The organism is Cellulomonas fimi, from assembly GCF_012952065.1.
Classification (GTDB): Bacteria; Actinomycetota; Actinomycetes; order Actinomycetales; family Cellulomonadaceae; genus Pengzhenrongella; species Pengzhenrongella fimi_A.
In genome coordinates this window covers 1-21,493 of sequence record NZ_JABCJJ010000028.1, presented here as the reverse complement: position 1 = coordinate 21,493, position 21,493 = coordinate 1, and the positions used below count along the sequence as shown (strand labels likewise).

At 71.9% G+C, this 21,493-nt stretch carries 20 protein-coding genes and 2 riboswitches; of the genes, 8 read left to right on the top strand and 12 right to left on the bottom strand.

Features of this window, described 5'->3' with window-relative positions:
* Positions 1-13 precede the first annotated feature (13 nt).
* The 6 genes from dgoD (at position 14) to metE (ending at position 8,035) form a co-directional block, all read left to right on the top strand.
* Entirely contained in the window at positions 14-1,162 is a 1,149-nt protein-coding gene (gene dgoD, locus HIR71_RS13735) for a galactonate dehydratase (protein ID WP_169325634.1), read from the top strand.
* 135 nt (positions 1,163-1,297) lie between these two features.
* Complete coding sequence (locus HIR71_RS13730; protein ID WP_169325633.1) at positions 1,298-2,599, top strand: ABC transporter substrate-binding protein; 1,302 nt, start codon at positions 1,298-1,300, stop codon at positions 2,597-2,599.
* A gap of 11 nt (positions 2,600-2,610) precedes the next feature.
* Entirely contained in the window at positions 2,611-3,555 is a 945-nt protein-coding gene (locus HIR71_RS13725) for a carbohydrate ABC transporter permease (RefSeq protein ID WP_169325632.1), read from the top strand.
* The gene (locus HIR71_RS13720) at positions 3,552-4,433 is read left to right on the top strand and encodes a carbohydrate ABC transporter permease (protein ID WP_169325631.1); all 882 of its coding nucleotides are present in this window, start codon (positions 3,552-3,554) and stop codon (positions 4,431-4,433) included. Before HIR71_RS13725 ends, HIR71_RS13720 begins: the two co-directional genes overlap by 4 nt.
* A gap of 85 nt (positions 4,434-4,518) precedes the next feature.
* Positions 4,519-4,613: riboswitch (SAM riboswitch) on the top strand.
* A gap of 4 nt (positions 4,614-4,617) precedes the next feature.
* Positions 4,618-5,628 carry a methylenetetrahydrofolate reductase gene (locus HIR71_RS13715; protein WP_169325630.1) on the top strand — a complete coding sequence of 337 codons (1,011 nt, stop codon included), beginning with the start codon at positions 4,618-4,620 and terminating at the stop codon, positions 5,626-5,628.
* A gap of 10 nt (positions 5,629-5,638) precedes the next feature.
* Positions 5,639-8,035: a 5-methyltetrahydropteroyltriglutamate--homocysteine S-methyltransferase gene (gene metE, locus HIR71_RS13710; protein ID WP_169325629.1), complete on the top strand. Its 2,397-nt coding sequence runs from the start codon at positions 5,639-5,641 to the stop codon at positions 8,033-8,035.
* A 253-nt stretch (positions 8,036-8,288) separates the two neighbouring features.
* Here metE and HIR71_RS13705 read toward each other — a convergent pair whose 3' ends face one another.
* The 6 genes from HIR71_RS13705 to gcvP form a co-directional block, all read right to left on the bottom strand.
* The gene (locus HIR71_RS13705) at positions 8,289-8,729 is read right to left on the bottom strand and encodes an Hsp20/alpha crystallin family protein (RefSeq protein ID WP_169325628.1); all 441 of its coding nucleotides are present in this window, start codon (positions 8,727-8,729) and stop codon (positions 8,289-8,291) included.
* Positions 8,730-9,190: 461 nt separating this feature from the next.
* Positions 9,191-9,667: a (deoxy)nucleoside triphosphate pyrophosphohydrolase gene (locus HIR71_RS13700; RefSeq protein WP_169325627.1), complete on the bottom strand. Its 477-nt coding sequence runs from the start codon at positions 9,665-9,667 to the stop codon at positions 9,191-9,193.
* A 120-nt stretch (positions 9,668-9,787) separates the two neighbouring features.
* Positions 9,788-10,027 carry a LuxR C-terminal-related transcriptional regulator gene (locus tag HIR71_RS13695; protein WP_169325626.1) on the bottom strand — a complete coding sequence of 80 codons (240 nt, stop codon included), beginning with the start codon at positions 10,025-10,027 and terminating at the stop codon, positions 9,788-9,790.
* Between the two features lie 229 nt (positions 10,028-10,256).
* Complete coding sequence (gcvH, locus tag HIR71_RS13690) at positions 10,257-10,628, bottom strand: glycine cleavage system protein GcvH (RefSeq protein ID WP_169325625.1); 372 nt, start codon at positions 10,626-10,628, stop codon at positions 10,257-10,259.
* A 50-nt stretch (positions 10,629-10,678) separates the two neighbouring features.
* Positions 10,679-11,809, bottom strand: a complete 1,131-nt coding sequence (gene gcvT, locus HIR71_RS13685; RefSeq protein ID WP_169325643.1) for a glycine cleavage system aminomethyltransferase GcvT — start codon at positions 11,807-11,809, stop codon at positions 10,679-10,681.
* A gap of 177 nt (positions 11,810-11,986) precedes the next feature.
* Positions 11,987-14,878 (bottom strand): aminomethyl-transferring glycine dehydrogenase, encoded by a 2,892-nt coding sequence (gene gcvP, locus HIR71_RS13680; protein WP_396031728.1) that lies wholly within the window; start codon positions 14,876-14,878, stop codon positions 11,987-11,989.
* A gap of 323 nt (positions 14,879-15,201) precedes the next feature.
* A riboswitch (glycine riboswitch) is annotated at positions 15,202-15,336 on the bottom strand.
* 277 nt (positions 15,337-15,613) lie between these two features.
* On the opposite strand from gcvP, the gene HIR71_RS13675 reads away from it, so the two are divergent.
* On the top strand, positions 15,614-16,150 hold the full coding sequence (locus tag HIR71_RS13675) for an MOSC domain-containing protein (protein ID WP_169325642.1): 537 nt from the start codon (positions 15,614-15,616) through the stop codon (positions 16,148-16,150).
* 145 nt (positions 16,151-16,295) lie between these two features.
* On the opposite strand, the gene HIR71_RS13670 is transcribed toward HIR71_RS13675, so the two are convergent.
* From HIR71_RS13670 to HIR71_RS13655, 4 genes are all read right to left on the bottom strand, one after another.
* Complete coding sequence (locus HIR71_RS13670) at positions 16,296-16,856, bottom strand: GNAT family N-acetyltransferase (protein WP_211374207.1); 561 nt, start codon at positions 16,854-16,856, stop codon at positions 16,296-16,298.
* Positions 16,853-17,263: a TFIIB-type zinc ribbon-containing protein gene (locus HIR71_RS13665; protein WP_311836286.1), complete on the bottom strand. Its 411-nt coding sequence runs from the start codon at positions 17,261-17,263 to the stop codon at positions 16,853-16,855. Before HIR71_RS13665 ends, HIR71_RS13670 begins: the two co-directional genes overlap by 4 nt.
* Before the next feature lie 165 nt (positions 17,264-17,428).
* On the bottom strand, positions 17,429-17,659 hold the full coding sequence (locus HIR71_RS13660) for a hypothetical protein (protein ID WP_169325622.1): 231 nt from the start codon (positions 17,657-17,659) through the stop codon (positions 17,429-17,431).
* Between the two features lie 120 nt (positions 17,660-17,779).
* A complete protein-coding gene (locus HIR71_RS13655) occupies positions 17,780-18,949 on the bottom strand; it encodes a pyridoxal phosphate-dependent aminotransferase (RefSeq protein ID WP_169325621.1) in 1,170 nt (389 codons plus the stop codon).
* Between the two features lie 41 nt (positions 18,950-18,990).
* Here HIR71_RS13655 and corA point away from each other — a divergent pair, with 41 nt between their 5' ends.
* Entirely contained in the window at positions 18,991-19,983 is a 993-nt protein-coding gene (gene corA / locus HIR71_RS13650; protein WP_169325620.1) for a magnesium/cobalt transporter CorA, read from the top strand.
* Between the two features lie 60 nt (positions 19,984-20,043).
* Here corA and HIR71_RS13645 read toward each other — a convergent pair whose 3' ends face one another.
* Entirely contained in the window at positions 20,044-20,547 is a 504-nt protein-coding gene (locus tag HIR71_RS13645) for a low molecular weight protein-tyrosine-phosphatase (RefSeq protein ID WP_169325619.1), read from the bottom strand.
* Positions 20,548-20,606: 59 nt separating this feature from the next.
* On the bottom strand, positions 20,607-21,314 hold the full coding sequence (locus HIR71_RS13640; protein ID WP_169325618.1) for a hypothetical protein: 708 nt from the start codon (positions 21,312-21,314) through the stop codon (positions 20,607-20,609).
* Between the last annotated feature and the right edge of the window lie 179 nt (positions 21,315-21,493).

Sequence of the window (21,493 nt, the reverse complement as noted above, 5' to 3'; positions counted from 1 at the left end):
CGACGGAGATGAGATGAAGATCCGCCAGATCGAGACCTTCCTCGTCGCGCCGCGCTGGGTGTTCGTCCGGATCGCGACGGACGAGGACGTCGTCGGCTGGGGAGAGGCCAGTCTGGAGGGGCACGGCGAGGCGGTCCGGGCCGCCGTCCACGCGTTCGAGGACTGCCTCCTCGGCGAGGACCCGCGACACGGGGAGCGGCTCTGGCAGCGGATGACCAAGAGCGGGTTCTACCGCGGCGGTCCCGTCTTCAGCTCCGCCGTCGCCGGCATCGACCAGGCGCTGTGGGACATCAAGGGGAAGGCCCTGGACCTCCCCGTCCACGAGCTGCTCGGCGGTCCGGTGCGGGAGAAGGTGCGGGTCTACGGCTGGGTCGGGGGCGACGACCCGACGGGTGTGGCAGAAGCGGTCGCGGCCCAGCTCGAGGCGGGCCTCACCGCGGTCAAGATGAACGCGTCCGGACCGCTGGACCACCTGGGCTCCGCTCAGGACACCGACGGGATCCTGGCGCGCGCCCAGGCGGCCCGTGAGACGCTCGGCCCGGACGGCGACTTCGCGCTCGACTTCCACGGGCGCGTCTCCGCGGGCTACGCGCGGCGCCTCCTGCCGCTGCTCGAACCGTTCCACCCGTTGTTCGTCGAGGAGCCCGTGCTCCCGGAGAACACCGGGGCGCTCGCCCGCCTCGTCCAGGGCACCTCGGTCCCGATCGCGACCGGTGAGCGCCTCTACTCGCGCTGGGAGGTCCTCCCGGCGCTCGAGGCGGGCGTGAGCGTGCTGCAGCCGGACGTCGCGCACGCGGGCGGGATCTCCGAGGTGCGACGCATCGCCGCGCTGGCCGAGACGTTCGACGTCGCCATCGCGCCGCACTGCCCGCTCGGTCCGCTCGCGCTGGCCGCGTCGCTCCAGGTGGACTTCGCGACGCCGAACGTGCTCATCCAGGAGCAGTCGATCGGCATCCACTACAACGCCGGCTCGAGCGAGCTGCTCGACTACGTCGTCGACCCGGCGGTCTTCGCGTTCACCGACGGCTACATCCACCGACCGACGGCGCCGGGGCTCGGGGTGACCGTCGACGAGGGGGCGGTGCGACGTGCGGACGAGCTGGGGCACCGGTGGCGCACGCCGGTCTGGCACCGACGGGACGGCAGCCTCGCGGAGTGGTAGGTCTGGTCCCCTCGGAGGGGCCGCTGCGACCGGCGTCGTGACCCGACCGTGACCCGGGACCTCGTGACCTCAGGTGCCTAAAGTGATACTTATTGCGAACCGAGAGTGGATCACGTTGAGCAAGGGAGCTCCGACATGAGGATGACCAGACCGGTCCTGACCGCGATCGCCACAGCCACGGCAGGGGCCCTGCTCGTCGGCTGCGGCGGCGGCAGCGGTGGTGGGGACGGTGGCGCCGGCGCCGACGGCGACGGCGGCCAGCTGTTCGTGACGCTGGCCAACCACCCCTGGACGAACGTCGTCCAGGACAAGATCGCCGACTTCGAGTCCGAGACCGGCATCGACGTCGAGGTGACGGTGCTGGGCGAGGACCAGCTGTCGGACCAGTACAACGTCAAGCTCAACGCGGGCGCGACGGACGTCGACGTCATGATGATGCGTCCCCTGCAGGAGGCGAAGCTGTTCTCCTCGAACGGCTGGCTGCTTCCGCTGGACGACCTCCTCGCCGACGGCGGCGACGACTGGAACTGGGACGACTTCCAGATGCAGACGTCGGTCACGACCGAGGAGGGCGTCGTCGCCGTCCCCATCGTCACCGAGCAGGAGGTCCTGTACTACCGCACCGACCTGCTCGACGCGGCCGGGCTGGAGGTCCCCGGGACGCTCGAGGAGCTCCAGCAGGCGGCGGCGACGATCCAGCAGCAGAACGAGGGCGTCTACGGGTTCGTCGCCCGGGGCCAACGCGCCGCGCTCGTGACGCAGTTCTCGAGCTACCTGTACGCCCAGGGCGGCGACTGGGACGACGGTGAGGGCACCGCGACGATCGACACGCCCGAGGCGAGGGCCGCGTACGAGTACTACGCCTCGATGCTCAAGGACTACGGCCCGCCCGGCGTCACCAACATGAGCTGGAAGGAGGCCAGCGCGATCTTCCAGCAGGGTCAGGCGGCCTTCTACACCGACGCCAGCGTGTTCTACAACAACATGATCGACCCGGAGCAGTCCCGCATCGGTGACACGTTCGGCGTCGCGCAGATGCCGGCGGGCCCCGAGGGCTCCGCGCCGTACTCCATCCCGTCGTGGGGCCTGGCCGTCAACCAGGCGTCGCAGAACGTCGACAACGCCTGGCGGTTCATCCAGTGGGTCACCAGCCCGGAGATGACCAAGGAGATCCAGGTCGAGGGTGTGGCCGGTGCGCGCACGTCCGTCTGGGAGGACCCGGAAGGCACCTCGGCCTTCCCCGAGCAGCTCGCCGAGGTCATCCGCACCTCCATGGAGGACGGCGTCGACCACGACCGTCCGGTGGTCGTCGAGGTGGGGCGGGCGCGCGACATCGTCGGCGGCCCGGTCATCGCCTACCTCGACGGGCAGGACCTCGACGCCGCGCTCGCCGATGCCCAGGAGCAGTACCAGGCCCTCCTGGACGACGAGCGGTAAGGATCGGCCGCATGGCTGACACGACCGTCCGTCAGGGGTCCCGCGCCGGTGGCGCGGGACCCCTCGCGGGACTCTCCGCCTGGGCGAACCGGAACGTCAAGTGGGTGTTCACCGCACCCGCGCTGGTCTTCACCGTGGTGATGATCAGCCTTCCGGTCGTCTACACCGTCGTGCTGTCGTTCACGGACGCGCGCGGCTCGATCCAGCGCGACTTCTCGTTCGTCGGCATCGACAACTACGTCGAGATGCTCTCGACGTTCGACCGGTTCTGGCCGGCCGTCTGGCGCACCGTCCTGTTCACCGGTGTCGCCGTGACCGTGCAGCTCGTGCTCGGGCTGGCGATCGCGCTCCTGCTCCGCAAGCCGTTCAAGGGGCAGGGCTTCGTCCGCGTCGTGATCCTGCTGCCGCTGGTCGCCACACCCGTCGCGGTGGCGATGATGTGGCTGCTGATCTTCGAGCCCACGATCGGGTTCGCCAACGAGTTCCTCGGCTGGTTCAACCTGCCGGCGCAGGGCTGGATCTCCGACCCCGACCAGGCACTCCCGACGCTGATCTTCGTCGACATCTGGCAGTGGACGCCGATGGTCACCCTCATCCTCCTCGCGGGCCTGTCGACCCTGCCGGAGGAGCCCGAGGAGGCGGCGCGCGTGGACGGGGCGAACGCGTGGCAGCGACTCGTCCACATCACCATCCCGATGCTGCTGCCGGCGATCGTGGCCGCCGTGCTCATCCGCAGCATCGACGCCCTGAAGACCTTCGACCTGCTCTACGCGACCAAGGGCCGTGGCGGCGGGTCGCTGAACGAGGCCGAGACGCTGAACATCCTCGCCTACTCGCTGTCGTTCGAGTACAACGACTACGGCATGGCCTCGGCGGTCCTCGTCGTGTTCTTCGTCATCATCGTCGCCGCATGCCTCGCGCTGTGGCAGATCCAGAAGGCAGGTCGCCGCACATGACGACGCCGCAGGTGCAGGACGAGGCGAAGGCCCTCACCCGGCAGCGCCCGACGCCGCGCCGCAGCTCACGACGCCGGCGCGCCACCGCGTGGCGGTGGACCGGGATCCTCGTCGTCGCGGCGACGTTCCTCTTCCCGCTGTTCTGGATGCTGCTCTCGTCGTTCAAGACGAGCCTGGACATCACCGACCCGTCGGCGATGTTCGGGTTCGAGCCGACCGCGCGCAACTACGAGCGCGTGCTGCAGGAGCAGAACTTCGGGCGGTTCATCGGCAACTCGCTGATCGTCGGCCTGGTCTCGACGGGCCTGTCGCTCGTGCTCGCCGTGCCGGCCGCCTACGCGATGAGCCGGTACCGGATGCACCGGTCCTCCGGGATGCTGCTGCTCGCGCGCGTCATCCCCGGCGTCTCGCTGCTCGTGCCGTGGTACTTCCTGTTCTCGCGGATGGGCACCGTCGGCACCTTCCTGCCGCTGTTCGTCTCCCACATGTTCGTCACGCTGCCGCTCATCACGTGGATCCTGCTGTCGTTCTTCGACGGCGTGCCGGTGGAGCTCGAGGAGGCGGGCCGCGTCGACGGGCTGACGAACATCGGTGTCTTCTGGCGGATCGCGCTCCCGCTCGCGGTCCCGGGCATCGCGACGGCGTCGATCCTCGCGTTCGTGTTCTCGTGGAACAACTTCATGTTCGCGCTCGTGCTGTCCGGCGAGGCGACGCGGACGCTTCCAGTCGCGATCTTCAACTTCATCGCGTACTCGAGCATCGACTGGGGAGGGCTCATGGCGGCATCCGTCGTGATCACGCTGCCGGTCATCGTCATCGCGCTCCTCACGCAGCGCTACATCGTCTCGGGCCTCACGGCGGGCGCCACGAAGGGCTGAGCGGCGGGCGTGGACCGTGCTGCACGCCACACCGGGGACGGCGAGAACCTCTTCTCCCCGACCTGGGTTCGGTCTATGCTCCAGGTCACCATCCAGAGCGGCTGAGAGACCTGGCTCGACGACGCCGCAGCAACCCCCCTTCCCGAAGGGTGTGGGTGCTTCCGCCAGGACCGATGGAGTTGACATGACGATCGCTGACGGCTGTACCACCACCACGACCCGCGCGACCACGCGGCCCACGGTCTCGTTCGAGCTCTTCCCGCCGCGCACCCCGCAGTCGACCGATCAGCTCTGGACCACGATCGAGGCCCTCGCGGCCGTGCGACCGGACTTCATCTCGGTGACCTACGGCGCCTCGGGCTCGACGCGGCAGACCACCCGAGAGCTCGTCCACCGGCTCCTCGAGCGCACCCCGGTCCTGCCGATCGCGCACCTGACCTGCGTCGGCGCGTCCCGCTCGGACGTCGCGACCGTCGTCAACGAGTTCCTCGACGAGGGCGTCCGCAACTTCCTGGCCCTGCGCGGCGACCCACCCCAGGACCAGCCCGACTGGACCCCGCACCCCGACGGGCTCAGCCGCGCGAGCGAGCTCGTCGAGCTGATCCGCGAGGTCGAGACCGCGCGGTGCGGCTCCTCCGCGAGCGAGGCCCTGCGCGGAGCGGCCCGGAAGCTGAGCGTCGCCGTCGCGGCCTTCCCGCACGGCAACCCGAAGGCGGGAAGCAGCCGGGCGCAGGACCTCCGGGCGCTGCTCGCCAAGCAGGAGGCGGGCGCCGACTTCGCGATCACGCAGGTCTTCTTCGACCCGGCCGACTACCTCGACCTCGTCCGTGACGCCCGCGCCGTCGGCGTCACGATCCCCATCGTCGCGGGAGTCATCCCCACCACCGACCCCGGACGCCTCCTGCGCGTGGAGGCGCTCACCGGGGTCCAGGTCCCGTCGGCGCTGCTGGCACGCCTCGCGTCCACCGACTCCCCGGTCGAACGGCACCGGATCGGCATCCGCGCCAGCGTCGACCTTGCCAACGCCGTGCTCGACGGCGGCGCCCCCGGCCTGCACGTCTACACGTTCAACAAGCACGAAGCCGCACTTGACCTGCTCGAGGGTGCTCACCTCGGCGGGGGAGCCCCGACGGCTCCCGACCAGGCCAGCGGGCCGCGGGTCAGCACCGACACGATGGACTACGTCACGATCTGAGGCCTCTCCCATGACTGCAGCACCCGACCCCCGCAGCGCCGGCACGATCGACGCCGCCACCCCCGAGTTCCCGTCCGGCACCATCCTCGGCTACCCCCGCATCGGGCCGCGCCGCGAGCTCAAGAAGGCCATCGAGGCGTTCTGGGCCGGCAGGACCACCGCCGACGACGTCGAGCGCACCGCCGCGGAGCTCCGCTCCCGCACGCGCGCACGCCTCGTCGAGCTCGGCCTCGACCCGTCGAACGCGTCGATCCCGTCGTCGTTCTCGTTCTACGACCAGGTGCTCGACGCCGCGGCCGTGGTCGGGGCGATCCCGTCCCGCTTCGCGCACCTCGCGCCGGAGGCCGGCCAGGTGGACGGCGGCACGCGCCCGCTCGACCTCGCCGCGTACTCGACCATCGCGCGCGGCGCCGGCGACGACCTCCCGCTCGAGATGACCAAGTGGTTCGACACGAACTACCACTACCTCGTCCCCGAGATCGGTCCGGACACCGCGTTCCGGTTCGCGGACGACCGTCCGGTGCGCGAGTTCGCGGAGGGCCTCGCCGAGGGCGTCGTCACGCGCCCGGTGATCGTCGGCCCGGTCACGTTCCTTCTGCTGGCCAAGGCCGCCGACGGCGCACCCGCCGACTTCGCGCCGATCGACCGGCTCGGCGACCTGCTCCCGGTGTACGCCGAGCTGCTGCGTGCGCTCGCCGACGCGGGCGCGACCTGGGTGCAGCTCGACGAGCCCGCGCTGGTCTCCGACTCGGTCGACGTCACCAGCGAGCGGGCGATCGACGCCCTGGTCCAGGCGTACACGGTCCTCGCGACCGACCTCGCTCGCCCGGACCGGCCCGCGATCCTGGTCGCCGCACCCTACGGCGACCTCGCCGCGGCTCTTCCCGCCCTGGCCGGCACGGACGTCGAGGCGATCGCGCTCGACGTCGTGCGTGGTGGCGTGCCGTCCGATCCGGTTGCCGGGCTGGAGACGACGACGCTGGTCGCCGGCGTCGTCGACGGCCACAACATCTGGCGCGCCGACCTCGCGAGCGCGCTCGACCGGCTCGAGACGCTGGCCGGCCTGGGCGCGGCGGCGGTCGCCGTCGGGACCTCGACGTCGCTCCTGCACGTCCCGCACGACGTCGACGACGAGCCGGACCTCGACCCCACGCTGCGTGGCTGGCTGGCGTTCGCGGACCAGAAGGTCGGCGAGGTCGTGACGCTCGCCCAGGGCCTGACCAAGGGGCGTGACGCCGTCGCCGACCAGCTCGAGGCCTCGCGGTCCGCGCTGGCGAGCCGGGCGAAAGCCCCCGGCGTCGTGCGACCCGAGGTGCGTGAGCGCGCGGATGGGCTCGGACGCCGGGACTTCCGTCGGGGCCCGTACGCCGAGCGCAAGGAGGCGCAGGCCGCGCGGCTCCAGCTGCCGCTACTGCCGACGACGACGATCGGGTCCTTCCCGCAGACCCCGGACATCCGCAGGGCGCGCGCGGCGCACGCCAGGGGCGAGCTCTCGACCGAGCGGTATGAGGAGGAGATGCGCGCCGAGATCCGCCGGGTGGTCGAGCTGCAGGAGCGGATCGGGCTCGACGTCCTCGTGCACGGCGAGCCTGAGCGGAACGACATGGTGCAGTACTTCGCGGAGAACCTCGACGGGTTCGCGGCGACGCAGAACGGGTGGGTGCAGTCGTACGGCTCGCGCTGCGTGCGTCCGCCGATCCTGTGGGGCGACGTCGTGCGGCCCGCGCCGATCACCGTCGCGTGGTCGAGCTACACGGCGTCGCTCACCGCGAAGCCGGTCAAGGGCATGCTCACCGGCCCTGTGACGATCCTGGCGTGGTCGTTCGTGCGCAACGACCAGCCGCTCGCCGACACCGCGAACCAGGTCGCCCTGGCGCTGCGCGACGAGATCGCGGACCTGGAAGGCGCGGGGATCGGCGTCGTGCAGGTGGACGAGCCGGCGCTGCGCGAGCTGCTCCCGCTGCGCGCTGCGGACCACGCCGCCTACCTCGCGTGGTCGGTCGCGGCGTTCCGGCTCGCGACGTCCGGTGTGCGCGACGAGACCCAGGTCCACACGCACCTGTGCTACTCGGAGTTCGGTGAGGTCATCGGCGCCATCGACGGGCTGGACGCCGACGTCACGAGCATCGAGGCGGCGCGGTCGAAGATGGAGATCCTCGCGGACATCGCCGCAGCCGGGTACCCGCGCGGCATCGGGCCGGGGGTCTATGACATCCACTCCCCGCGCGTGCCCAGCGAGGCGGAGGTGACCGAGCTGCTGACGGCGGCCGTGGGGGCCGTCGCACCCGAGCAGCTCTGGGTCAACCCCGACTGCGGGCTCAAGACTCGCCGGTACGAGGAGGTGACGCCGTCGCTCGAGCACGTCGTGGCCGCGGCCCGGGCGGTGCGGGCGACGCTCGGGAGCTGAGCACGCGGTCAGCTGGGCACACGTGTTCAGCTGAGCGCGTGCAGCTGACTGAGCACGCGTAACGGGGGTCGTCCTCGCCCTGAGGGGCGGGGGCGACCCCCGTGACCGTCGGCACCCGATCCACGTGGAACGGTTCTTCGACCGTGGCGGCGACCCGAGGTGCTACCAGGCGACCTGGGCGACCTGGGTCCGACCCACGCGTCGGATGCCGACGGGGTTTCTCGCGCGGCGCATCGGCGCCGCCGGCCGAGACCTAGCTCTGCGCGCTCGCGATCTGGCCCTGCTCGGCCGTCGAGCCGACGGACCTGACCTCGACCTTGCGCGGCTTGGCCTCCTCGGCGACCGGGATCGTGAGCGTCAGCACGCCGTCGGCGTACGTCGCGTCGATCTTGTCGAGCGCGAGCCCGCGGCCCACGGTCAGCTGGCGGGCGAACGTGCCGCTCGGGCGTTCCTGCGCGAGCCACTGGGCGTCACCGTCGGTCCGCACCGACCGCTGCGCCGTGATCGTGAGCGTCCGGTCCTCGAACCCGACGTCGATCGAGCCGGGGTCGGCCCCGGGCAGGTCCACCTGGAGCACGTAGTGGTCGCCGGTACGGAACAGGTCCATCGGCATGGTCCCGGCGGCGCGCGCCGAGCCGAACACCTGCCCCATGAGACGGTCCATCTCCTGGAAGGGGTCGAAACGCGTAGCCACAGCTCTCACCTCCTGCGTCCCACGTGAGGCCCCGGCGGCTCCGAGGCCTCCTGCTGTCCCGGGGTCCGGAGTCACCGGCCCGGGTGGCTACGGCTCCAGTTTTAGCACTCTCGCGTGAGGAGTGCCAGCCTTCTCCGCGGTCGTTTCTCCCCGGGCGAACGCCGTCTCTGCGGTGCCGCCCGCCTGGTCAGGCGGCACTTACCTGTCTCGCGCTCGGCATCGGCGGGCAGCCTCAGTCGCTGAGAGGTGCGCCCGCGCGGAGCGCGCGTTCGAGTCCTTCTGCGTCGTCCGTCGTCACCAGGAAGGTGCGACCGCGGGTCGACTTGATGGCGACCGCCGGGCCAGGTCGCACCATGACAGCGACCGTTCCGCCACCGAGGTAGCGCAGACCGAGCCCGCCGGCGCGTATGCCTGCCCGTGCTCCCGCTGCGGCGTGCCGCCGCTCGTGGAACGACACACGGTCAGACACCCCCAGGCCCCTTTCTCACGGTCGCGGCGCGTGACGTCACCGGCAGACCCACCACGTCGCCCAGCGCGTCCAGGATCTGCAGGTCGCCGTCGAGCCACGGGACCCCCGGCCACTCGTCAGCGCTGAGCCAGCGAAGCTCGTCGTGCTCGATCAGCGGCGTAGGAGTCCCGTCGACGACGACGGCGAGCCACAGCCGCATGACGTGACGCTCCGACAGGACCCACACACCGTCGTCGGGCCCGGGGAGCTCCGCGCCGAGGCGGACCCGCACGCCGAGCTCCTCGTCGAGCTCGCGGTGCAGGGCCTCGCGCGCGCTCTCGCCGTCCTCCACCTTGCCGCCGGGGAACTCCCAGCGGCCCGCGAGCCGGGCCGGCGTACGCCGTCGGGCAGCCAGCAGCTCGCGTGGCGCGTCCAGGTCGTCGACGATCGCCGCGGCGACGACGAGGACAGGCTGGGCGCGCGACTCCATGGCGCGAGTGTGCCAGGGGCGGGCAGGGTCGCGCCTTGTCAGCCGTTCAGCGCGGGGCTCCGGCTCGGCGGAACCGCTCGGAGGTACCGCTCCGAGTCCGGCGCTGAGCAGGAACGAGGGTCAGCGCAGGCCGGCGGCCTCGGCCCAGGCAACGGCGTCGGCGCGCGTGGAGACGCCGAGCTTGCGGTAGAGGCTCCGCACCTGGGACTTGACGGTGTTGCGCGTGACGAAGAGTTTGGTCGCGATCTCCTCGAGCGTCACGTCCTCCGAGAGCTCCTGGAGGACGACGATCTCGCGACGCGTCAGTGGCTCGGCGAGCGTCGTCGCCTCGGTACGCCTGTCCAGCTCGAGAATGCTCATCTTCGACCTCCGGATGCTCCACGGGTGGTGCCACGTGGTGGGCGACATCGCCCGTGGGTGTGCTGACACCTGAAGAGATGCCGACGCATGGAGGCTATGACGCGGATTTCACCCGCGACATGCCGCCTTCCGGGGTGCCGGGTCCGATAAGGAGGACATCTCGCGCGTCCTCGCAGGTCACGGGCGGACGAAGGAACTTGCACCTGCCAACGATGATCACTCGATCGGGTTAACTCCCGACCTCGGCGCGGTACTCCTCCGCGGTGAGGAGCGGACCCGTCTCGGTCACGTCCACCCGCACGAGCCAGCCCTCGCCATAGGGGTCCGAGTTCACCAGGGAGGGGTCCTCGACCGCCGCGTCGTTGATCGCGACGACCGTCCCGGTGACGGGGGAGAACAGCTCGGAGACCGACTTGGTGGACTCGATCTCGCCGCACACCGCGCCTGCGGTGATCTCGGTCCCCACGGCCGGCAGCTCGAGGTAGACGATGTCGCCGAGCGCGCCGGCCGCCGTGTCGGTGATCCCGAAGGTCGACGGCTCGCCCTGCGCCAGCCACTCGTGCTCGACGGTGTACTTCAGGTTCTCGGGGAACGTGCTCACGTGGACTCCTCGGTCGGGGCGGGGACTGGGGCGAGGGACTGGGGCAGGAACTACTGCGGACGACGGTAGAACGGCAACCCCACCACGCGCACGGGTTCGGCGCGTCCGCGCACGTCGACGGCGAGCTCCGTGCCGACGCCGCTGACCTCAGGCGTCACGTACGCCATCGCGATCGGGAAGCCGAGCGTGGGCGACGGCGCCCCCGAGGTCACCTGCCCGACGACGAGGTCCAGCCGGTCGGTCGACCGGACCACCGGGAACCCGTGGCGGGCAGCGCGACGACCCAGGCCCTGCAGGCCGACCAGCACGCGCGACGGCTGGCTCGCGTCCCGCGCCTCGAGCGCCGCGCGCCCGACGAACGGCAGGGGCGCGCCGTCGGCCTCGGCCTTGTCGAGCTTGACCACCCGGCCGAGGCCGGCGTCGTGCGGCGTGGTGGTGCGGTCCAGCTCGTTGCCGTAGAGCGGCATGCCCGCCTCGAGGCGCAGGCTGTCGCGCGCCGAGAGGCCCGCGGGGACCAGCCCGTGGGGCTCCCCGGCCTTGAGGAGCGCGCGCCACAGGGTGGTGGCCTCGGTGGCCGGCACGAACAGCTCGTACCCGTCCTCGCCCGTGTACCCGGTGCGGGCGACGAGCGCGTCGATGCCCGCGACCGTCGCCTCGAGACCCGTGTAGTACTTCAGGCGGGCGACGGCGTCGACGTCGTCGGGCGCGGTGATCGACGTGACGATCTCCTGGGCGCGGGGCCCCTGGACGGCGACCAGCGCGGTGTGCTCGGACTCGTCGCCGATCGTCACCTCGAAGCGGGTCGAGCGCTGCGCGAGCTCGGCCAGGACGACGGCGGCGTTGGAGGCATTGGCGACCACGAGGAAGTCCTCCTCGCCCGTGCGGTACACGACGAGGTCGTCGATGACGCTGCCGTCCTCGGCGCACAGCATCGTGTAGCGCGCCCGGCCCACCCCGACCGCCGTGAGGTTGCCGACGAGGGCGTGGTCGAGCGCCGCGCCGGCCTGGGGACCGCTGACCCGGATCTCGCCCATGTGGGAGAGGTCGAACAGCCCGGCCGCCTGGCGGACCGCCTGGTGCTCGGCCAGGTCGCTCGAGTAGCGCAGCGGCATGAGCCAGCCGGCGAACGGGGTCAACGTCGCGCCGAGCGCGACGTGCTCGTCGTGGAGCGGGCTGTGCATCGGCGTCGGCGTCTCGGGGACGACGGCGGTGCTCGTGGCGGGCGGGGTCGTACCGGGCGTGCTGGAGTCGGACGTGCTGGTGTGGGGCGCGGTGGTGTCGGGCGCAGTCGTGTCGGTCATCGCGTCGGCTCTCTCTCGGGGTGGTCGGCGGACGAGCGGCTGGGGAGGGTGCGGCTGCTACTCGGCGTACGCCTCGATCGGCGGGCACGAGCAGACGAGGTTCCGGTCGCCGTGCGCGCCGTCGATGCGGCGGACCGGCGGCCAGTACTTGTCGGACCGTAGCGAGGCGACGGGGAAGGCCGCGAGCTCGCGCGAGTACGGCTTGGTCCACTCCTCGACGGTCAGCGCCGCCGCGGTGTGCGGGGCGCCGCGCAGCGGGGAGTCGGCGAGCGACCAGCGGCCCGCCGCGACGGCGTCGATCTCGCCGCGGATCGCGATCATCGCGTCGATGAAGCGGTCGACCTCGGCCAGGTCCTCGCTCTCGGTCGGCTCGACCATGAGCGTGCCGGCGACCGGGAACGACAGCGTCGGGGCGTGGAAGCCGTAGTCCATGAGCCGCTTCGCGACGTCCTCGGCCGTCACGCCGGTCTCCTTGGTGATCTGGCGCAGGTCGAGGATGCACTCGTGCGCGACCAGGCCGTTCGGGCCCGTGTAGAGGACCGGGTAGTGGTCGGTCAGGCGCGAGGCGACGTAGTTCGCGCTGAGCACCGCGACCTCCGACGCCCGCCGCAGTCCGGCGCCGCCCATGAGCGCGACGTACGCCCACGAGATCGGCAGGATCCCGGCCGACCCGAACGGCGCCGCCGACACGGGGGCCGCCCCGGCAGTCGCACCTTCGCGGACGTCCGCACTCGATGGTGCCCCGGCACCACGGAGTGCGGACGTCGCGGGGAAGGACGTGCCCAGGTCGCGCGGGAGGTACGGGACCAGGTGCTCGCGTACGCCGATCGGGCCGACGCCTGGGCCGCCGCCGCCGTGCGGGATGCAGAACGTCTTGTGCAGGTTGAGGTGCGAGACGTCGCCGCCGAACTCGCCCGGCCGCGCGAGCCCGACCAGCGCGTTGAGGTTCGCGCCGTCGATGTAGACCTGCCCGCCCGCGGCGTGCACCAGGTCGCACACCTCGCGCACGTGCTCCTCGTAGACCCCGTGGGTCGAGGGGTAGGTCAGCATGATCACGGCCACGCGCGGGCCGTGCTGCTCGAGCTTGGCGCGCAGGTCGTCCATGTCGATCGAGCCGTCGTCGGCCGTCGCGACGACCACCACCCGCATGCCCGCGAGCGCGGCCGACGCCGCGTTGGTGCCGTGCGCCGAGGCGGGGATCAGGCACACGTCGCGCGCCTCGGCGTCGGGCCCGGCATTCGCGCGGTGGTACTCGCGGATGGCGAGGAGGCCCGCGAGCTCACCCTGCGAGCCGGCGTTGGGCTGCACGGACACCGCGGCGTAGCCGGTGATCTCCGCGAGCCAGCGCTGGAGCGTGTCGATGAGCTCGGCGTACCCGACCGCCTGCTCGCGCGGCGCATAGGGGTGGATCGAGGCGAACTCGGGCCACGAGATGGGCTCCATCTCGACCGTCGCGTTGAGCTTCATGGTGCACGAGCCGAGCGGGATCATCGTGCGGTCGAGCGCGAGGTCCTTGTCGGACAGTCGCCGCAGGTAGCGCAGCAGCGCAGTCTCGGACCGGTGCGCGTGGAACACCGGGTGGGTCAGGTACTCGCTGGTCCGCAGCAGCTCGGCGGGAATGGTGCCCGTCTCCTCCCGCGCAACGTCCGCACTCCGTGGGGTCCTGGCACCACGGAGCTCGGACGTTGCGGAAGAAAAGGCGGCGAGGACCCCGGCGACGTGCTCCGGCGTCGTCGTCTCGTCGCACGCGACGGCGACGTGGTCGGCGTCGACCAGGCGCAGGTTGATGCCCCGCTCGACCGCGGCGGCGAGGACGGCGGCGGCCCGGCCGGGCACGCGCGCGAGCACGGTGTCGAAGAACGTCTCGTGGACCACCTCGACGCCGCTGCCGCGCAGACCGTCCGCGAGCGCGACAGCCCGGCCGTGCGTGCGCTCCGCGATCGCCCGGAGCCCGTCGGGCCCGTGGTAGACCGCGTACATCGACGCGACGATCGCGAGGAGCGCCTGCGCCGTGCAGATGTTGCTCGTCGCCTTCTCGCGGCGGATGTGCTGCTCACGGGTCTGAAGCGCGAGGCGGTAGGCGCGGTCGCCGTCGGCGTCGATCGAGACCCCGACCAGGCGGCCGGGGATCGACCGCTCGAGCCCCTCGCGCACCGCCATGTACGCGGCGTGCGGTCCGCCGTAGAACAGCGGGACCCCGAACCGCTGGCTGCTGCCGACGGCGATGTCGGCGCCCAGCTCGCCCGGCGGCGTGAGCAGCGTCAGCGCGAGCAGGTCGGCCGCGACGGTCACCATCGCGCCGGCCTCCTTGGCCTGCGCGACGACGCCGCGCAGATCGCGCACCAGGCCCGAGACGCCCGGCTGCTGCAGCACGACGCCGACGACGCCGTCGTCCCCGCCCAGGCCCTCGGGCAGCCCCTCGCTCAGGTCGGCCACGACGACCGGCTGGCCGGTGGCCTCCGCCCGGCCCAGGGTGACGGCGATCGTCTGCGGCAGGCACTCGGCGTCGAGCACGACGACGCCGTTCGGCCGACCCTTCACCGCGCGGCGCATGAGCGCGGTGGCCTCCGCGACCGCCGTCGCCTCGTCGAGCAGCGACGCGTTGGCGATCGGGAGGGCGGTCAGATCGGCGACCGCCGTCTGGAAGTTGAGCAGGGCCTCGAGGCGGCCCTGGGCGATCTCGGGCTGGTACGGCGTGTAGGCGGTGTACCAGGCTGGGGACTCGAGCACGTTGCGGCGGATCACCGGCGGCGTGAGGGTGTCGGAGTACCCGAGGCCGATCATCTGCGTCATGACCGTGTTCTTGCCGGCGAGGGCGCGCAGGTCGGCGGTGACCTCGGCCTCGCTCCGGGGCGCGGGGAGGTCGAGCGGGCGATCGGCGCGGATCGAGGCCGGGACCGCGGCGTCGACGAGGGCGTCGAGGGAGTCGTACCCGAGCTGGGTCAGCATGTGCGCGGTCTCGCTCCCGCGCGGCCCGATGTGCCGGTCGGGGAAGTCCACGGCCGCGTCCGTGCGGCGGGTGAGCTCGCCGACCGTCGCGGCGGTCTGGGCGGCTTCGTAGAGGTCGGTCACGGTGCGGCTCCGGGGGACGTCCGGGGGGTGCCGGAAGTGGGCGGGTGGCCCTCCCCGCTCTGTCATCCGGCGGCGTGAGCCGTCGACCTGAGAGTTTGGCCGGTCCGTCGGTGCCGCGGACCGCTCCGCGGCTCGGGACGCGCCGGCTTGCACCGTCGGTGGGCCGCGCGTGCAACGGCGCGGCCGCTTTCCAGAGTTGCCTCGCCACGGCGGTACGGGGGCCTGAGAGATTCCCGGGGAGGAGTTGCTCCTTCGGCGCCTCGTCGCGCGCCTCCCGACGTGCCCGGCGGACCGGGGCGGGGGGGCGGGCGGGAGGACTCTCCCGCCGTGGTTCGAGCAGCGTCGATGTTCGGTTGTGATGGGGCTGGGCGATCGGGACCAGGATACGGGCTGTGGTCGGGATCACCTACCGGCCCGTCGCGGCGGGTGGCCGGTCCGGACAGCCGCGTGCGTGACACGTGCGACCCGTGGGGCGCCGGGTGCGTCACGGCAGGCTACACCTGTCGCTCCCGTCACTCGTGCGGCTGTCAGGTCCGTCCGCTCGGGCATGATGACGCAGTGACCGATACTGCGCCTGCTGACCTGGCGAGTGCCGCACGTGCCGATGCCGCGCTGGTCGGGGAAGTCGTCGCAGTGGGGCGCAGCTCTCGGCACACGTTCTCCAAGCCGACCGAGCCCGAGATCGTGCTGCTCGCCGGGATCGGCGTCGACGGCGACGCGCACGCGGGCCCGACGGTGAAGCACCGGTCACGCGTCCGTCGGGGCGGCCCGAACCTCCGGCAGGTCCACCTCATCCAGGCCGAGCTGCTCGAGGAGCTGCGGGAGCAGGGGTTCCACGTGGAACCCGGCGCGCTGGGCGAGAACGTCACGACGCACGGGATCGATCTGCTGGCGCTGCCGCGGGGTACGTGCCTCCGGCTCGGGCACGCCGCCGTCGTCGAGGTGACCGGCCTCCGCAACCCGTGCGTCCAGCTCGACCGGTTCCAGGACGGGCTCATGCGCGCGGTGCTCGACCGGACGCCCGACGGCGCGCTGGTCCGCAAGGCCGGCGTGATGGGTGTCGTGCTCGCAGGCGGCGCGGTGCGACCTGGGGACGCGATCGTCGTTGAGCTGCCCGAGGGTCCGCACGAGGCGCTCGATCCGGTGTGAACGGCGATCGCCTGCGGCGCCGGCGCGTCCTACTGCGCGGAGCATGGTGCTCGTGTGACGCCTGGGACCTGCCGGAGCCGTCTTCCCGTCACTCCAGAGCCGTCGCGTCGCACGCTCCGCGCGGAAGGCGGGGCAGCATCCACGCTCAGTCGGCGAGCACCTGGTAGAGCGCGAAGTCCTGCCACTCGCCCGCGATGCACAAGTACCTCGGCGCGAGCCCGATCCGCTCGAACCCGTTGCGCTCGAGCACGCGCTGCGACGCGGCGTTGTGCAGCAGCGTGTCGCCCTGGATCCGGTGCAGCCCGAGGTCGTGGAACGCGACGCGCGTGATGTCGGCGACCGCCGCCGTCGCCAGGCCCCGCCCGTTGGACGCCGCGCCCACCCAGTACCCCACGCTGCACGACTGGAACGCGCCCCGGACGATGCTCGTCAGCGTGATGCGGCCGACGACGTCACCCGCCTCGTCGACGATCACGTGCGGGAGGCAGCGGCCGGCCGCGTGGTCGGCGAGCTGCTCCTCGACCAGCCGGCGCTGGCCCGCGACCGTGAAGTGGTCGTCGTCGCGCAGCGGCTCCCAGGGCGCGAGGAACGTGCGGTTCATCGTGAGCAGCGCCGCGAGCGTCGGGACGTCGTCGGGCGTGACGAGCCGGGTCGGCCGCAGGCGCGTCGGCCGACCCGGAGACGTCGGTCGCAGCGACGGGGTCATCCGAAGTCGAGGATGTCGCCCAGCCAGGACTCCTTGCGCTTCTTCTTGTACGGACGGCCGCGGTCGTCGCGGTAGCGCGGGTCGCCGTAGCCCTGGTCATGGTCGTCGTAGCGGCGTGCGTCGAAGCGCGGGGTGCCGTGCGGCGGGGTGTCCTCACGGGCCGCGCCGTAGCGCGGCGTGTCGTCACCCGGCGGCCCGTAGCGCGAGTCGTACGCGTAGCGCGAGTCGTACGTCGGGAGCGGATCGGCCGCCGACCTGGTCGGCACCTGGGCCTCGGTCGCCGTCGCCGCGCGGTCGAGGATCTTGTCGAGCTCACCGCGGTCGAGCCACACCCCTCGACAGGTCGGGCAGTAGTCGATCTCGACGCCCTGCCGCTCGGACATCACGAGCTCGACCTCCGTGTCCACCGGACACCTCATGCGACACCCCTCTCGTCGTCGGTCCTGGCCTGGTCGGCCGCCGCGGTCGCCTGGCTCTCACGACCTCAACGTCCGGGCGCGCCCGTCGGTGCCACGAATCGGAGCCCGACCCCCGCCGCCCGCCCGCCGGCGTCGTGCGCCTGCGCGCCGACCTCAGTTCAGCGGGTACGGGTCCCGAGCCGGCGGTTCGCGGTACGACGCCGTCGTGGCGCCGCCGCTCAGCGAGCGAACCACGAACGAGGCCCCGACCATGGCGGGACCGACGTACGAGAGGGCGATCACGAGCGCGTGGACGATCATGAGCACCCCGCCCACGACGGTGGCTTGGATCTCGCTCGACACGTAGAGCCCGGGCAGCCGGTTGAGCAGCACGACGCTGCCCACACCGACGCCGAGCCCGTCCAGAACAGCTGACGCGCGGAGAGCCTCGGTGGCATGGGACGACCTCTCTGCCGGGGTGCCGAGCACCGGCGGGTGCTCGGCGTTCTCAGGTGCTCGGCGTTCTCAGGTGCTCAGGGTGCGCTGCCAGGCCACGATCCGGTCGACCGCCTCCCCGACCACCTCGACCGACGACGCGAACGACAGCCGGACCCACGCCGCGCCGTCGACCCCGTCGAAGTCCGTGCCCGGCGTCAGCGCGACGCCGGCCTCGTCGAGCAGCCGGGCGCACCAGGTGATCGAGTCGAGGCCCGACGCCGAGACGTCGGCGTAGAGGTAGAACGCGCCGTCGGCGGGTGCGACCTGGGTCCAGCCGAGCTCAGGGAGCCGGGCCAGGAGCAGCTCGCGGCAGGCGGCGTACCGACGCACGTTCTCCTCGGCCGCCGCGTACCCCTCGGCGCTGAACGCCGCGACGCCGGCGTGCTGGGCGAGCGCGGGCGGGCACAGTGCGACGTTGCCCGCGAGCGCGTCGACCGGGACCACGAGGTCGTCGGGCAGCAGCATCCAGCCGAGTCGCCAGCCGGTCATGGCCCAGTACTTCGAGAACGAGTTGATGACGATCGCGCCCAGGTCGAGGTACTTCGCGGCGGTGACCGGCCCGATCTCCGAGCCGTACGTGATGCCGTGGTAGATCTCGTCGCTCACGAGCCGCACGTCGTGGTCGGCGCACCAGTGCGCCAGGGCGTCGAGCTCCTCGGCGCGGATCATCGTGCCGGTGGGGTTGGCGGGGCTCGCGACGACGAGGCCGGCGACCGGGCGGTCGAGCGCCTCGAGCTGGGCGACCGTCGGCTGGTAGCGGGTCTCGGGTCCGCAGTCGAGCTCGACGACCTCGCAGCCGAGCGCGGCGAGGATGTTCTTGTACGCGGGGTAGCCGGGGCGGGCGAGCGCCACGCGGTCCCCGACGTCGAACGCCGCGAGGAACGCGAGCATGAAACCGCCGGACGAGCCGGTGGTCACGGCGACACGCGCGGGGTCGACGTCGGCCCCGTACCAGCGCTCGTAGTGCGCGGCGATCGCGCGCCGCAGCGCGGGCGATCCGAGCGCCTCGGTGTACCCGAGGTCGCCCTCGGCCAGCAGCTGGGCGGCCAGGTCGCGGACGACGCCCGACGCGCCCGTGGCCGGCTCGCCCGCGCACAGGTTGAGCACCGACTGGCCCGCGGCCCGGCGCGCGTTCGCGGCGGCGAGGATCTCCATGACGGCGAACGGGGGCACGTGCGAGCGTCGCGAGACCTTCATGCGCCCATCCTCGCAGCCGGGTTGTTCGCTAGCCTCGGCGGGTGATCGTCGACTGCGCGCTCTACGTCGGAGGCGGACGCGAGCACGGGGTGACGGACGTCGCCGCCGCCCTGGCGGAGGCGCGCTCCGCCGGGGGCTTCGTCTGGATCGGGCTCTTCCAGCCGACCGTCGCCGAGTTCGAGGACCTCGCCTCGAGCTTCGCGCTCCCGCAGCTCGCGGTCGACGACGCGATCCGCGCACACCAGCGCCCGAAGCTCGAGCGCTACGGCGACATCACGTTCATGGTCGTCAAGCCCGTGCGGTACGTCGACCGCGAGGAGATCATCGAGGTCAGCGAGCTCGCCATCTTCCTCGCCGAGCACTACGTGATCACGGTCCGGCACGGCGTCTCGGACGTGCCGGCCCACGTCCGCGAGGAGTACGAGCACGACACGCCTCTGCTCAGCCACGGACCCGCGGGCGTGGTCTACCGCTCGCTCGACCTCGTCGTCGACGGCTACCTCGAGGTCGTGGACGCCATCGAGGACGACGTCGACGAGATCGAGGAGCAGGTGTTCGGGGGCGCCCGCGGCGACCATGCCGAGCGCATCTACAAGCTCAAGCGCGAGGTGCTCGAGTTCCGCCGCGCCGTCGTCCCCCTGGTCACCCCTCTTCAGCGCCTGCACGACGGCGACGTGCCCTGGGTCGGCGCGGACGCGCGGCCCTACTTCCGCGACATCCACGACCACGCGCTGCGTGCCGCCGACGCGATCGAGGCGCACGACAACCTGCTCACCAACGTGCTGCAGGCCGACCTCGCGCAGGTGTCGGTCGAGCAGAACCGCGTGGCGGTCCGGCAGAACGAGGACATGCGCAAGATCTCGGCCTGGGCGGCGATCGCGCTGGTCCCGACCGCGATCGCGGGCATCTACGGCATGAACTTCGACAACATGCCGGAGCTGCACACCCGGTACGGGTACTACGTGGTGCTCGGCGTGATCGCCGCCGCGTGCGTCGGGCTGCATGCGCTGTTCCGCCGGAACCACTGGCTCTGACCGACCCGTCCCGGCCCGCCTGGCAGCCGCCCGTTCAGCCCGCCCGCTCAGCCCGCCCGCTCAGCCGCGCGTGTCGAGCTCGGCGCGTACCCGCGCGACGACGCCGTCGGCCGCCGCCTCGATCTGCTCGAGGCACACCTCGAAGTCCTCGCGCCCGCCGTACCAGGGGTCGTCGATGTCGAGCACGTGCTCGGGCGCGCCCGGGTCGACCTGCGGCGCGGCCGGGTCGAACGACCGGTACATCCGGACGCGCTCCGCGACGCGCCGGTCCGCACCCGCGAGGCGCCGCAGCGCGTGCGCGTGCACCGACGTCATCGCGAGCACCAGGTCCGACGCCGTCAGGTCGGTCGGGCGGACCTGCCGCGCCTCGCGCTCCGGGACGGGGTAGCCGTGCTCGCGGAGCACCGCCTGGGCGCGGCGGTCGATCGGGTTGCCGTGCTCCTCGTCGCTGATGCCGGTCGAGTGCACGACGACGCGGTCCCCCAGCCCCGCGGCGTCGAGCCGGTCGCGGAGCACGACCTCGGCCATCGGCGAGCGGCAGATGTTGCCGGTGCAGACTGTCATGATCCGAAGCCGCGTCACGCCATCCCCCACCACCGCCGTCTCGCCTGGTCGGCCTAGGCTCACCAGTGTGTGTACGGCTCGTCATGCGGGCTCGGCAGCGCACCCTCGCGCGTCACGTCCCACCCCAGATCGCGGAGCAGCATGGCTACCTCCTCTTGCTGATCCCGCACTGCGGACCGAAGTCGCCGCAGTCGCCAGCGCTTCCTGCCTTCCTTGATCGCGTCATCCCAGCCGTCCGCCGCATCAATGCCGCAGTCACGGATGAGCAGTTCCAGCAGGTCCTCGAGTCCGGGTCTGAAGCGCTCGCCGCCTACGGGAAGATGGAGCTTTGACAGGTCACCTGGACCTCTGACCTGCTTGGTCCGGCTCGCGATCGTCAGGAGATGCGCGAACGCACCACGCTCGGCATGGAACTGCCAGTGGGCGGTGGGCACGACCCGCGCTGTGCTGTCGTACTCAAGCCGCAGTAACGGCGTCTTGTCGATCGTCGAGAAGATGCGGAAGTCAGTCCTGCTCGTCTTGAGGTGCGTACCGGCGCGGTCAAGCATCTGGTACATCACTATTGCGAGATCAGCCAGGTGCTCCCCTTCCACACGCAGAGGGATGCGCACGAGGCGTCCAGCATCGTCGCCGGGTCGGACCACGTACTTCTCGCCGTCCGGCGCGGCGACCGACACGATGGGGAACGGACAGCCGATCGTCTTCTCCAGAAGATCGGCTACCTCCCCTGCGAACTCACGCGACCGCTCGGCGAGACTAGAGGTCATCCGAGGAGTCACCGAGAAGGAACGCGATCTCCTCCAGTTCGGATCGTGCGTCAGTGGAGTCCGCCAGAGTGGTGTACCGGTAGCCCGGTGAGCGCGTCGCGGTAGACGACGGCGCGGTCACCGCGTGACCCTTCGAGTGAACCTCTCACAGCACCCTCGAAGTGGAGACCCACGATGAC

Coding starts and splice junctions, on each gene's coding strand:
- dgoD (WP_169325634.1), top strand. CDS start 14: ATGAAGATCCGCCAGATCGAGACCTTCCTCGTCGCGCCGCGCTGGGTG.
- HIR71_RS13730 (WP_169325633.1), top strand. CDS start 1,298: ATGAGGATGACCAGACCGGTCCTGACCGCGATCGCCACAGCCACGGCA.
- HIR71_RS13725 (WP_169325632.1), top strand. CDS start 2,611: ATGGCTGACACGACCGTCCGTCAGGGGTCCCGCGCCGGTGGCGCGGGA.
- HIR71_RS13720 (WP_169325631.1), top strand. CDS start 3,552: ATGACGACGCCGCAGGTGCAGGACGAGGCGAAGGCCCTCACCCGGCAG.
- HIR71_RS13715 (WP_169325630.1), top strand. CDS start 4,618: ATGACGATCGCTGACGGCTGTACCACCACCACGACCCGCGCGACCACG.
- metE (WP_169325629.1), top strand. CDS start 5,639: ATGACTGCAGCACCCGACCCCCGCAGCGCCGGCACGATCGACGCCGCC.
- HIR71_RS13700 (WP_169325627.1), bottom strand. CDS start 9,667: ATGGAGTCGCGCGCCCAGCCTGTCCTCGTCGTCGCCGCGGCGATCGTC.
- HIR71_RS13695 (WP_169325626.1), bottom strand. CDS start 10,027: ATGAGCATTCTCGAGCTGGACAGGCGTACCGAGGCGACGACGCTCGCC.
- gcvT (WP_169325643.1), bottom strand. CDS start 11,809: ATGCACAGCCCGCTCCACGACGAGCACGTCGCGCTCGGCGCGACGTTG.
- gcvP (WP_396031728.1), bottom strand. CDS start 14,878: ATGCTGACCCAGCTCGGGTACGACTCCCTCGACGCCCTCGTCGACGCC.
- HIR71_RS13670 (WP_211374207.1), bottom strand. CDS start 16,856: ATGACCCCGTCGCTGCGACCGACGTCTCCGGGTCGGCCGACGCGCCTG.
- HIR71_RS13655 (WP_169325621.1), bottom strand. CDS start 18,949: ATGAAGGTCTCGCGACGCTCGCACGTGCCCCCGTTCGCCGTCATGGAG.
- HIR71_RS13645 (WP_169325619.1), bottom strand. CDS start 20,547: ATGACAGTCTGCACCGGCAACATCTGCCGCTCGCCGATGGCCGAGGTC.
- HIR71_RS13640 (WP_169325618.1), bottom strand. CDS start 21,314: ATGACCTCTAGTCTCGCCGAGCGGTCGCGTGAGTTCGCAGGGGAGGTA.